The 10,769-nt window shown below is 61.7% G+C and carries 12 protein-coding genes; 10 read left to right on the top strand and 2 right to left on the bottom strand.

Going from position 1 to position 10,769, the window contains the following annotated elements; translation table 11 throughout:
• Window positions 1-22 precede the first annotated feature (22 nt).
• A complete protein-coding gene (locus ACGHP5_RS11035; RefSeq protein ID WP_290533081.1) occupies window positions 23-184 on the bottom strand; it encodes a hypothetical protein in 162 nt (53 codons plus the stop codon).
• A 463-nt stretch (window positions 185-647) separates the two neighbouring features.
• Here ACGHP5_RS11035 and trxA point away from each other — a divergent pair, with 463 nt between their 5' ends.
• Genes trxA through ACGHP5_RS11020 form a run of 3 tightly spaced genes read left to right on the top strand, consistent with a single transcriptional unit; the run spans window position 648 to window position 1,637 of the window.
• Window positions 648-1,097 (top strand): thioredoxin, encoded by a 450-nt coding sequence (trxA, locus tag ACGHP5_RS11030; RefSeq protein WP_390566773.1) that lies wholly within the window; start codon window positions 648-650, stop codon window positions 1,095-1,097.
• Window positions 1,097-1,291: a 4Fe-4S binding protein gene (locus tag ACGHP5_RS11025; protein ID WP_290533083.1), complete on the top strand. Its 195-nt coding sequence runs from the start codon at window positions 1,097-1,099 to the stop codon at window positions 1,289-1,291. Before trxA ends, ACGHP5_RS11025 begins: the two co-directional genes overlap by 1 nt.
• Window positions 1,284-1,637, top strand: coding sequence for a MarR family winged helix-turn-helix transcriptional regulator (locus ACGHP5_RS11020; protein WP_290533084.1), 354 nt, complete (start codon window positions 1,284-1,286; stop codon window positions 1,635-1,637). The genes ACGHP5_RS11025 and ACGHP5_RS11020 overlap by 8 nt, the downstream gene beginning before the upstream one ends.
• A 76-nt stretch (window positions 1,638-1,713) precedes the next feature.
• Here ACGHP5_RS11020 and ACGHP5_RS11015 read toward each other — a convergent pair whose 3' ends face one another.
• Window positions 1,714-2,418 carry a FadR/GntR family transcriptional regulator gene (locus ACGHP5_RS11015; protein ID WP_295902767.1) on the bottom strand — a complete coding sequence of 235 codons (705 nt, stop codon included), beginning with the start codon at window positions 2,416-2,418 and terminating at the stop codon, window positions 1,714-1,716.
• A 297-nt stretch (window positions 2,419-2,715) separates the two neighbouring features.
• Between ACGHP5_RS11015 and ACGHP5_RS11010 the strand changes: the two genes are divergently transcribed.
• From ACGHP5_RS11010 to ACGHP5_RS10980, 7 genes are all read left to right on the top strand, one after another.
• Window positions 2,716-4,311: a thiamine pyrophosphate-dependent enzyme gene (locus ACGHP5_RS11010; protein WP_390566770.1), complete on the top strand. Its 1,596-nt coding sequence runs from the start codon at window positions 2,716-2,718 to the stop codon at window positions 4,309-4,311.
• A 196-nt stretch (window positions 4,312-4,507) separates the two neighbouring features.
• Window positions 4,508-5,095, top strand: coding sequence for an indolepyruvate oxidoreductase subunit beta (locus ACGHP5_RS11005; RefSeq protein WP_290533087.1), 588 nt, complete (start codon window positions 4,508-4,510; stop codon window positions 5,093-5,095).
• A complete protein-coding gene (locus ACGHP5_RS11000; protein WP_337771618.1) occupies window positions 5,092-6,402 on the top strand; it encodes a pyridoxal phosphate-dependent aminotransferase in 1,311 nt (436 codons plus the stop codon). Before ACGHP5_RS11005 ends, ACGHP5_RS11000 begins: the two co-directional genes overlap by 4 nt.
• 7 nt (window positions 6,403-6,409) lie before the next feature.
• The gene (locus ACGHP5_RS10995; RefSeq protein WP_390566768.1) at window positions 6,410-7,705 is read left to right on the top strand and encodes an acetyl-CoA hydrolase/transferase family protein; all 1,296 of its coding nucleotides are present in this window, start codon (window positions 6,410-6,412) and stop codon (window positions 7,703-7,705) included.
• A gap of 45 nt (window positions 7,706-7,750) precedes the next feature.
• Window positions 7,751-8,404, top strand: coding sequence for an HAD hydrolase-like protein (locus ACGHP5_RS10990; protein WP_390566766.1), 654 nt, complete (start codon window positions 7,751-7,753; stop codon window positions 8,402-8,404).
• Window positions 8,405-8,636: 232 nt separating this feature from the next.
• Window positions 8,637-9,326 (top strand): ABC transporter ATP-binding protein, encoded by a 690-nt coding sequence (locus ACGHP5_RS10985; RefSeq protein ID WP_290533091.1) that lies wholly within the window; start codon window positions 8,637-8,639, stop codon window positions 9,324-9,326.
• Window positions 9,323-10,582 (top strand): ABC transporter permease, encoded by a 1,260-nt coding sequence (locus tag ACGHP5_RS10980; protein ID WP_290533092.1) that lies wholly within the window; start codon window positions 9,323-9,325, stop codon window positions 10,580-10,582. Before ACGHP5_RS10985 ends, ACGHP5_RS10980 begins: the two co-directional genes overlap by 4 nt.
• Window positions 10,583-10,769 lie beyond the last annotated feature (187 nt).

Raw genomic sequence — 10,769 nt, 5'->3', positions numbered from 1 at the left:
GAGAGTTCGCATTCCTTCGGCATCAAAACATTTCGCCCGCTTCGCCTGCTGTTCTTTGCCGCTTTTTGGTCGTCAAAAAGCGGCGCAAAAACCGACCCGCCGACAAAAAAGCCTGAAAGACGCGGTCTAACGCTGGCTCCGCCCGCTTAAGAAGCGGGTTTTTAGAATAGATACTGTTGTTCATAAAACAGGCGTCTTACGCCTGCGCTCGCGCTTTTAGTCCGCCTCTTTCTTGACGCCTTTTTTGCCAAGCGGATTCATTCGCCGCCTGTGGCGGCGAATGAATCCGACTCGATGCCGGAGCCGTGAAACGAAATCCCGGCTAAAAGTGGTAAGAAACGGGGCAGGGGCGCGTGCGCCCCCGCGAATAGGCGCCCGTTTCGAACGTTAGACGGGACGAAGTAGGCAAAGCCATCTGTCGGAGAGTTTTTGGTACTTTTTGCGGCCAAAAAGTACAAAGAAACCCAACAGTCGAAGACTGCGTTTGCTACCTTTTGCCACCAAAAGGTAGCTATACCCCTCGGGCGAAACCCTCCGTTTTCAAATCAGGGAATCATCAGATCAGAATATTTTCCATCGGAAATTTGTTTTATCGGAAAATATTTTATATCTTTGCATCGTTATTGATAGAGAACAATTAAAACACCATGAGAAAACTGCTTTTTACGGCGCTCGCACTTCTGGCATTCACGGCCGGAAGCCAGGCACAGACAAACAACAAAAACACGAAGAATATGAAAACGACCGCAATGACCAAAGCCGACTTTCTGAAGAAGGTCGCCGATTACGAGAAGACCCCCCAGGAATGGAAATACCTCGGTGACAAACCGGCCCTGATCGACTTCTACGCCTCGTGGTGCGGCCCCTGCAAGGCCCTCGCACCGGTACTCGAAGAACTGGCCGCCGAATACGGGGACCAGATCCACATCTACAAAATCAACACCGAAGAGGAGCAGGAGCTTGCCGCAGCGTTCGGCATCCGTTCGATCCCCACACTGCTGTTCATCCCGATGGAAGGCAAACCCCAGATGGCCCAGGGCGCTCTGCCCAAGGCTTCGCTCAAGGAGGCTATCGACAAAGTGATGCTGGGCAAATAATGGCGTTGACGGTCGACGCCCTGCTATGCCCGCAGGACCACCGCTGCCCGCTGATTCCGATATGTCCCGCAGGTGCGATCACGCAGGAGGGAAACGCCCTCCCGCTGATCGATCCCGGGAAATGCATCGAATGCGGCAAATGCGTGAAACACTGCGGCATGCAGGCGGTATATAAAGTGAAGAAACATGGATAAGCTTTGTAGGATCCGCGACCTGCAGCGCGCCGTGCACCAGTTCGAAGCGGCGTTCGAAAAACGCTACGGCATCTGCCTGAACGAAGGCATGACGCTGTGCAGTCTCTCGAAAACCGAGCGTCTCTGCCCGGGAGAGCTGGGCGAACTGCTGGGCCTCACGCCCTCGAACACCTCGAAAGTGCTCCGCTCGGTGGAACAGAAAGGGCTGGTGACCCGGGAACTCTGCAGCGAGGACCGGCGCCAGATGTACTACTCACTCACGCAACAAGGACGCGAACTGCTCGCTTCGGTCAGCTGCCGGGAGGTGGAAACACCCGAAATCCTGCGCGACTGGCTCTGCGGGTAGAACGTGACGCAACCAAACACAGCAAACGGCTGTCTCTTCGGGGACAGCCGTTTGTCATTTCGGGGCGGCGGGACCGCTATTCGAGGAAATGGTTCTCGTCGTTGAAGGCCGCGGCGAATTCGCTCAGCGACTTGAGGTGGCGGCGCTGCATCGCGACGGCCCCCTCCTCGTCCTTCTCTCGGACGCAGCGCAGCAGTTCGCGGTGCTCGAAATAGACCTCCTCCTGCGGAACCGTGCAGACGCGGTAACGCTGGTAATAACGCAGCACATCGGGCGTGATGACCAGCAGCATCGACGCGATCACCGGATTGTGCGCCCCGCGGGCCAGCGCCTGGTGGTAGGCGAAGTCCTTCGAAACACGCTCCTCGGTATAGAATTTCGCCTCGCACTCCTCCAGCGCCCGTTCGATGTTCTCCAGGTCCTCCGCCGTGCGGTTGCGGGCACAGAGCTTGATGGCCTCGATTTCGAGCAGCACACGCACGTAGACCAGCGACGCGAAGTCGTACTGTCCGATCTGCAGCGCGTCGGTGATCATGCGTTCGAGCACCTGCATCTTCTCCTGCGCGACCACCGTACCGCTCTGGGGAAAGGTCTGAACGATGCCGTAAAATTCGAGTTTCTGGAACGCCGCACGCACATGGGCACGGCCGACGCCCAGCATGTCGGCCAGCCGCCGCTCGGCCGGAAGGCGTTCGCCCGGCTGCAAACGGCCGGAATAAAGCTCGTTCTTAATGTATTTCAGGACGGTTTCCACCTGTTTGATGTTCGGCGAGTTGTTCATGAGTTATTCGTTTGAAGCACAAAGATCGCAAAAAAACCAATCAAACCAAATAATTCCGGCGATTTCGTAACCGCCCCGCAGATTCCACTCCGCAAAGTCCCCGCCTTCGGGAAAAGCGGAAGAGCCGGAGACAGACCGCTCGGCGGCCCGGCCGCATTTTACATTTTTCAACCAAAAATCGGCTTGAAAACTATATTTATTCCCGATTCAGGCCGAAGGCGTGATAAATCGTCGCCAAAGATTGGATTTTAATTAAATTTTCCTAAATTTGTAAAAAGTGAAACAGACCGTAAGCTCATGGCAAAACGAGAACTCTTACTCGGAGACGAAGCCCTCGCACTGGGGGCCCTCCACGCGGGACTGTCGGGCGTCTATGCCTATCCGGGCACACCCTCGACCGAAATCACGGAATACATCCAGCAACATCCCCTCGCCGCAGAACGGGGTGTACACCGCACCTGGTCGTCGAACGAGAAGACGGCCATGGAGGAGGCGCTCGGCATGTCGTTCGCCGGCAAGCGCGCGCTGGTCTGCATGAAGCACGTGGGGCTGAACGTGGCGGCCGACGCCTTCGTCAACGCGGCGATGACCGGGGCCAACGGCGGACTGGTGGTCGTGGCGGCCGACGACCCCTCGATGCACTCGTCGCAGAACGAGCAGGATTCGCGTTTCTACGGGAAATTCGCCCTCGTGCCGACCTTCGAACCGGCGGACCAGCAGGAGGCATACGAAATGGCGAAGGCCGCCTTCGATCTCTCGGAACGTTACCGGATTCCGGTACTGATGCGGCTGACGACCCGCATGGCCCATTCGCGGGCCGCTGTCGAGACGGGCGAGGCACGCGCCGAAAACCCGTTGAGCCATCCCGAACAGCCCCGCCAGTGGGTGCTGATGCCGGGTAACTCGCGCGTGCGATACAAGACGCTGCTGGAGGATTACGCCCGGCTGGAGGAGGAGTCCGCCGCCAGCCCGTTCAATGCCTGCACGGAAGGTCCGGACAAACGGCTGGGCATCGTCGCCTGCGGCATCGCACACAACTACCTGATGGAGAACTACCCCGACGGATGCCCGCACCCGGTGCTGAAGATCGCGCAGTACCCGCTGCCCCGCGACCTCGTGCGGCGCATCGCCGCCGAATGCGGCACGCTACTGATCCTCGAAGAGGGACAGCCCGTCGTGGAGGAGGCCGTCCGGGGCGTGCTTCCCAATCCCCTGGCGATCCGCGGACGCCTGACCGGCGAACTGCCCCGCACCGGGGAGCTGACGCCCGACAGCGTGCGCGCGGCCCTCGGCATGGCGCCCCGCCGGACGCACGCCGCGAGCGAGATCGTCGTCGCCCGTCCGCCCGCGCTCTGCCAGGGATGCGGACACCGCGACATGTACACCGCGCTGACGGAGGTGATCCGCGAAGAATACCCCGCAGGCAAGGTGTTCAGCGACATCGGATGCTACACGCTGGGGTGGCTGGCGCCGCTGCACGCCATCGACACGTGCGTCGACATGGGGGCCTCGATCACCATGGCCAAGGGCGCGGCCGACGCCGGACAGCACCCTTCGGTGGCCGTGATCGGCGACTCGACCTTCACCCACTCGGGCATGACGGGTCTGCTGGATGCCGTGAACGAACGGGCGGACATCACCGTCATCATCTCGGACAACCTCACGACGGGCATGACCGGCGGACAGGATTCGGCCGGAACGGGCCGTCTGGAACAGATATGCGCCGGCATCGGCGTCGACCCGGCGCACATCCGCACGGTCGTGCCGCTGCCCAAGAACCGCGAGGAGATGAAGGCGATGATCCGCGAGGAGATCGCCTACCGGGGCGTCTCGGTGATCATCCCGCGCCGAGAGTGTATCCAGACAGCCAAGAGAAAGAGCGCAACGAAATAATTTATAGCCAATTCATGCCGGGAATGCGAACGATGACAGGCCCATCGGGCGGCTGAAACCCGACAGGTCCCCACATAAAGCCCGCGCCGGAGGCGGGAGTTCGGGGGAGGGTCAGATTTCCAAACGGCGCCGGAGGCGGCGAGACTGCAACAGCCGACGGAACGGGCACAGCACAAAAAACCAAAAACGTAGTGATATGAAACGCGACATCATCCTCTCGGGCGTAGGAGGTCAGGGAATCCTCTCGATCGCCGCCGTCATCGGACGGGCCGCCCTCGAAGACGGGCTCCATATCAAGCAGGCCGAGGTCCACGGCATGAGCCAGCGCGGCGGCGACGTGCAGTCGAACCTGCGCATCGGCACTTCGGCCATCCGTTCGGACCTCATCCCGCGCGGCGCGGCCGACCTCATCGTCTCGATGGAGCCGATGGAGGCGCTGCGCTACCTGCCGTGGCTGGCCCACGACGGATGGGTGATCACCGACACCACACCGCTGGTCAACATCCCGAACTATCCGGACGGCGAGGCCCTGCGGCGCGAACTGGAACAACTCCCGCACGTCGTGGCCCTCGACGCGGATGCCGTCGCCAAAGCCGCCATGGCGCCCCGCTCGGCCAACATGGCGCTGCTGGGAGCCGCCGCGCCGCTGCTCGGGATCGACGCCGCGAAGCTGGAGGCAGGCATCCGCGCCATCTTCGCCCGCAAGGGCGGACAGGTCGTCGAAACGAACCTCGCGGCGTTCCGTGCCGGCTGCGAAGCGGCCCAAAAACAGGCAAAGCCATGAAAATACCGTTCGACAGGTCCTGCCTGCACTCCGCGCTGGAGCGGATGGACATCGCAGACATCGCGCAGGCCACGATCCGCCAGTCGGGCGACATCGCCCGCATGATGGAGCGCGACACGGGCGTGGAGTTCCTCCACCTCGAAATGGGCGTGCCGGGACTGCCGCCCGAACGGGCGGGCGTCGTGGCCGAACGCGCGGCCCTGCAGGCGGGCGTCGCGTCGCAGTATCCCAACATGTTCGGCATCCCGGAGCTCAAGACGCAGGCCTCGCGGTTCCTCAAGGCGTTCCTCGACGTCGACATCGCCCCGCAGGGCTGCATTCCGACCGTCGGATCGATGCAGGGCAGCTTCACCACCTTTCTGCTCTGCTCGCAGCTCGACCCGGCCAAAAGGAAGATTCTTTTCATCGATCCCGGATTCCCCGTGCAGCGCAGTCAGGTACGCATCCTCGGCATCCCTTCGGAATCGTTCGACATCTACGATTACAGGGACGAAAAACTGGGACCGAAGATCGAGAGTTTCCTCGCCGCGGGCGACGTGGCGGCCATCGTCTACTCGAACCCCAACAACCCGGCGTGGATCTGCCTCACGGAGGACGAACTGCGCACGATCGGGGAGCTGGCCACGCGGTACGACGCCATCGTCATCGAGGACCTCGCCTATCTCTGCATGGACTTCCGCAAACCGCTGGGACGGCCTTTCGAAGCCCCCTACCAGACTTCGGTGGCGCGTTACACAAAGAATTACATCCTGCTGGTCTCCGGATCGAAGATATTCAGCTACGCCGGGCAGCGGATCGCCGTGGCGGCGATCTCCGACACGCTTTTCCGCCGCGAATACCCGGCCCTGCGCCGGCGTTACAACATCGGACGGCTGGGCGACGCCTACGTGCTGGTCTTTCTCTACGCCGCCTCGTCCGGCACGAGCCACTCGGCACAGCACGCCCTGGCGGCGATGTTCCGCGCGGCGGCCGACGGCGAACTGGACTTCGTGGGCGAAGCCTCGGAGTACGCCCGGCGCGCCCGGCTTACCAAGGAGACGTTCCTCCGCCACGGATTCCGCATCGTCTACGACAAGGACCGCGGCGAGCAGGTCAGCGACGGATTCTTCTACACGGTCGGCTACGGCGCGATGACCAGCGCCGAACTGTTGAGCGAACTGCTGCTCTACGGCGTCTGCGCCATCTCGCTCACCTCGACCGGCAGCCGCCAGCACGGCATCCGGGTCTGCGTCTCGCAGATGAACCGCCCCGAACAATTCGAAATGCTCGAAGAACGGCTGCGGGTATTTGCCGAAAACCATAAATAAGACCACTATGCGCCTTACGACTGCCGCGGAGGCGGTAAAACTCATCCGATCCAACGACAGCGTCTACATCCAGGGCAGCACCTCGATTCCCGAAGTGCTCGTGGCGGCCATGACCGAACAGGGCTGCGAATTGGAGCATGTGACGGTCTATTCGGCCTTCGCCGTGGGAGCCTTCGACGCCCCCTACTGCCGCCCCGAATACCGCGAGTCGTTCCTCGTCAACAGTCTGTTCGTGGCCAACAATATCCGCCGGTGGCTGGCCGACGGCTACGGGCAGACCATTCCGGCCTTTCTGGGCGAAATCCCCGCGCTGTTCCGCGACGGCACGCTGCCTCTCGACGTCGCGCTCATCAACGTTTCGCCGCCCGACGCCGAAGGCTACTGCTCGTTCGGCGTCTCGGCCGACCTGGCGGTTTCGGCCGTGGAGTGCGCCAAGACCGTCATCGCACAGGTCAACAAGGCGATGCCCTACTCCTACGGCGACGCCGTGATCCACTCCTCGCGCCTGGCCGCAGCCGTAGAGGTCGACTCCCCGCTGGTGGAGGTCCCGACGGCCGTGCCCACGGAGACCGAGCTTCGGATCGGCAGCTATATCGCCGAACTGATTCCCGACGGGGCGACGTTGCAGATCGGTGTGGGCGGCATTCCGAACGCCGTGCTGGGCGCCCTCGGCGGCCACCGGCATCTGGGGCTGCACACCGAGGCGATGACCGACGGCGTACTGCCGCTGCTGGAAAGCGGCGTGATCGACAACTCGCAGAAGGCGGTGATGCCCGGCGTGACGGTGGCCTCGCTGGCCCTCGGCTCGCGCCGGCTCTACGACTTCATGGACTACCGCAAGGATCTGGTGATGAAGGATGTGGCATGGACCAACGATCCGTTCCGCATCCGGCAAAACCCGCGCGTCATGGCCATCAATTCGGCTGTCGAAGTGGACCTCACGGGACAGGTGTGCGCCGACTCGGTCGGGATGCGCATTATCTCGGGCGTGGGCGGCCAGCACGATTTCATGTACGGCGGGGCGCTGTCCGAGGGCGGCAAGACCTTCATCGCCATCCCGTCCACGACCCCCAAGGGCGAATCGAAAATCAGGGCGCTGTTGTCGCCCGGCGCAGGCGTCGTGACGACACGCCACATGGTCCAGCACGTCGTCACCGAATACGGCGTGGCGCACCTGCGGGGCCGCAACCTCGCCGAGCGCGCCCGGGCGCTGATCGCCGTGGCGCACCCCTCGGTCCGCGAGGAACTGGAACGCGCCGCGGCGCAACGCTTCGGCTACTCGTTCCTGCGGCTCAAAGCATAAACCCCGGTCCGGTTCCCCGAAAAGGCCGGGCTTTTTATAAGTAATATGTACAGGAAATACCTCTTTTTCGACCTCGACGGCACGCTGACCGACCCCATGCAGGGTATCACCCGCTCGGTGCGGTACGCCCTGCGCCACTTCGGCATCGAAGTGGCGGACCTCCGGGAATTAACCCCTTTCATCGGACCGCCGCTCGCGGACTCCTTCAAAGAACGGTACGGCATGACCGACACGGAAGCCGAGACGGCCGTCGCCAAATACCGGAAATACTATGCCCCGAAGGGCATCTTCGAGAACGAAGTCTATCCCGGAATCCCAAGCCTGCTGGCCGACACGGCCGCCGCGGGTTGCGTGAACGTGATGGCCACCTCGAAGCCGACGCCCTTCGCCCGGCAGATCGCCGCACATTTCGGCCTCGAACCCTACTTCCGGCTGATCAGCGGCAGCACGCTCGACGGCCGCCGCACGACCAAGGCCGACGTGATCCGCCACGCCCTCGGAGAGTTACAGATCGCCCCCCGCGAAGCGGTGATGATCGGCGACCGCCGCTACGACGTGGAAGGGGCCGCCGAAACGGGACTCGACTCGATCGCCGCAGCCTGGGGATACGCCCAGCCCGGCGAACTGGAAGCCGCGCACCCCGGCCGTTTCGCTCCCGATGTCGCGGCGCTCCGCCGCCTGCTTCTCGGTCCCGCCTAAAAAACGGGATTCGCAGGCGATGGCAGGCCGGAGGGCTTCGGGCCTAAACCGGCACTTATCAGATAACCCGGCAGAGCCGCTGACGATCTGTAAGCGCACCCTTATCGGGGGGGGGCAACATTTTATTGATTTTCGATAAAAATAAATTGTTTTTCACGATTTCTTTATTACCTTTGTCCCGAAGCGCGTAACAAACCGTTACCCCGGCAAACCTCACTCGGCCTGCGGACGTATGATAAAACTCGAAAACATCAACAAAACCTACAACAACGGTTCGCCCCTCCACGTACTGAAGGGCATCGACCTCGAAGTCGGCAAAGGCGAACTGGTGTCGATCATGGGTGCCTCGGGATCGGGCAAATCAACCCTGCTGAACATCCTCGGCATCCTCGACGACTACGACAGCGGGAACTACTACCTCGCAGGCCGCCTGATCAAGAACCTCAACGAAACGCAGGCCGCCGCCGCACGCAACCGGATGATCGGCTACATCTTCCAGTCGTTCAACCTGATCAACTACAAGAACGCCGTCGAGAACGTCGCCCTGCCGCTCTACTACCAGGGCGTCGCACGGCGCAAACGCAACTCCTTGGCGCTGGAATACCTCGACATGCTCGGACTGCGGGACTGGGCCGCACACATGCCCAACGAAATGTCGGGCGGCCAGAAACAGCGTGTGGCGATCGCCCGGGCGCTGATCAACCGGCCCGAAATCATCCTCGCCGACGAACCTACGGGCGCCCTGGACAGCGTCACCTCGCAGGAGGTGATGAACCTGCTGCGCAGCGTCAACGAAGACATGGGCATGACGATCATCTGCGTCACGCACGAACAGTCGATCGCCGACCAGACCGACAAGATCATCCGCCTGAAAGACGGCGTCATCAGCAGCATCGACCAAACGGGCCTCGGGAAGCGATGAGGGAACTGCTGCTGGAGATCTGGACCTCGGTGCGGCGCAACAAGCTGCGCACCTTCCTCACGGGCTTCTCGGTCGCGTGGGGCATCTTCATGCTCGTCATCCTGCTCGGCTCGGGCAACGGGCTGAAAAACGGCGTGACGGCCAACTTCGACGACTACGCCACCAACTCCATCGACCTCTACGGCGGCTGGACCTCGAAACCCTGGATGGGCTACGAAAAGGGCCGCCGCATCCGCATGCGCAACAGCGACCTGGAGATTCTCCGGCGGGAGTTCCCCGAAATCGAGGAGGTCGCCGCAAATTCGTGGCTATCGGGACACAAAGCCACTTACGGCAAGGAGTTCACCCAGGTGTGGCTGCGGGGATCGCTCCCGAAGGTGCAGCAGATCGAGGGCATCAAACTCTCGGCCGGCCGCTTCATCAACGAGGACGACGTGAAAAATTACCGCAAGACAATCGTTATCGACGAACCGATGCGCCGCCTGCTCTTCAAAGGCGGCGACCCGCTGGGCAAGCAGGTCAAGGTCGGCAAGTCGATCTATACGGTGGTGGGCGTCGAAAAAGGCGACGCCCAGCGCAACAACTCCTCGTGCTATATCCCCCTCACGACCGGACAACTCATTTACAAAGGCAACGACCCGATCGTCAACAATGCCATCCTGACCCTGCGGGGCATCGACACCGACGAACAGATGGAAGATTTCGAAAACCGTCTGATTCGCCGCCTCTCCGTCGAACACCATTTCGCCCCGGACGACAGGAGCGCCATCTGGATCCGGAACACCATGGAGCAGTACAAGAGCATGATGGTGGTTTTCGGCGGCATCAACCTTTTCGTGTGGATCATCGGACTGGGCACGCTGCTGGCCGGCATCGTCGGCGTGAGCAACATCATGCTGGTGACCGTCACCGAGCGCACCGCCGAATTCGGCATCCGCAAGGCCCTCGGGGCCAAACCCGCGTCGATCATCCGCCTGATCCTCGCCGAATCGGTGATGATCACCGCGGCGTTCGGCTACATGGGCATGGTGCTCGGCGTGGCGGTCATGGAGGCCGTCAACCACCTGCTCAACCAGACCCCCGTCGAGCAGACGGAACACGGCATGAACTCGGTGTTCCTCGACCCGACGCTCGACCTGGGCGTGGCGGTGAGCGCCACGCTGGTGTTGGTCGCCGCAGGGCTGATCGCCGGTTACATCCCGGCCTACCGCGCGGCGCAGCTGAAAACGATCGACGCATTGAGATATAACAAATAAAACCGACAGATATTTCGATGCACCATCGCTTTCAACCGCTTCCGTTGCCGCCTGCGGCGTCATTTACAAGTATGACCCCACCCCGACCCTCCTTCAGGGAGGGAGATGGCGTCCGCTTCCGACAGTCGGTACGATTTGGTACAAGGTACAATAAAGTATAGAGCAGCCTAATAAATTACAAAGACCC

Source organism: Alistipes sp. i18-0019-D1 (assembly GCF_042852885.1).
GTDB lineage: Bacteria > Bacteroidota > Bacteroidia > Bacteroidales > Rikenellaceae > Alistipes.
This window is presented reverse-complemented; position numbering and strand designations above follow the sequence as displayed.

What these genes read in the sequence shown, in the direction of transcription:
- ACGHP5_RS11035 (WP_290533081.1), bottom strand. Translation starts at nt 184, where the DNA reads ATGAACAACAGTATCTATTCTAAAAACCCGCTTCTTAAGCGGGCGGAG.
- trxA (WP_390566773.1), top strand. Translation starts at nt 648, where the DNA reads ATGAGAAAACTGCTTTTTACGGCGCTCGCACTTCTGGCATTCACGGCC.
- ACGHP5_RS11025 (WP_290533083.1), top strand. Translation starts at nt 1,097, where the DNA reads ATGGCGTTGACGGTCGACGCCCTGCTATGCCCGCAGGACCACCGCTGC.
- ACGHP5_RS11020 (WP_290533084.1), top strand. Translation starts at nt 1,284, where the DNA reads ATGGATAAGCTTTGTAGGATCCGCGACCTGCAGCGCGCCGTGCACCAG.
- ACGHP5_RS11015 (WP_295902767.1), bottom strand. Translation starts at nt 2,418, where the DNA reads ATGAACAACTCGCCGAACATCAAACAGGTGGAAACCGTCCTGAAATAC.
- ACGHP5_RS11010 (WP_390566770.1), top strand. Translation starts at nt 2,716, where the DNA reads ATGGCAAAACGAGAACTCTTACTCGGAGACGAAGCCCTCGCACTGGGG.
- ACGHP5_RS11005 (WP_290533087.1), top strand. Translation starts at nt 4,508, where the DNA reads ATGAAACGCGACATCATCCTCTCGGGCGTAGGAGGTCAGGGAATCCTC.
- ACGHP5_RS11000 (WP_337771618.1), top strand. Translation starts at nt 5,092, where the DNA reads ATGAAAATACCGTTCGACAGGTCCTGCCTGCACTCCGCGCTGGAGCGG.
- ACGHP5_RS10995 (WP_390566768.1), top strand. Translation starts at nt 6,410, where the DNA reads ATGCGCCTTACGACTGCCGCGGAGGCGGTAAAACTCATCCGATCCAAC.
- ACGHP5_RS10990 (WP_390566766.1), top strand. Translation starts at nt 7,751, where the DNA reads ATGTACAGGAAATACCTCTTTTTCGACCTCGACGGCACGCTGACCGAC.
- ACGHP5_RS10985 (WP_290533091.1), top strand. Translation starts at nt 8,637, where the DNA reads ATGATAAAACTCGAAAACATCAACAAAACCTACAACAACGGTTCGCCC.
- ACGHP5_RS10980 (WP_290533092.1), top strand. Translation starts at nt 9,323, where the DNA reads ATGAGGGAACTGCTGCTGGAGATCTGGACCTCGGTGCGGCGCAACAAG.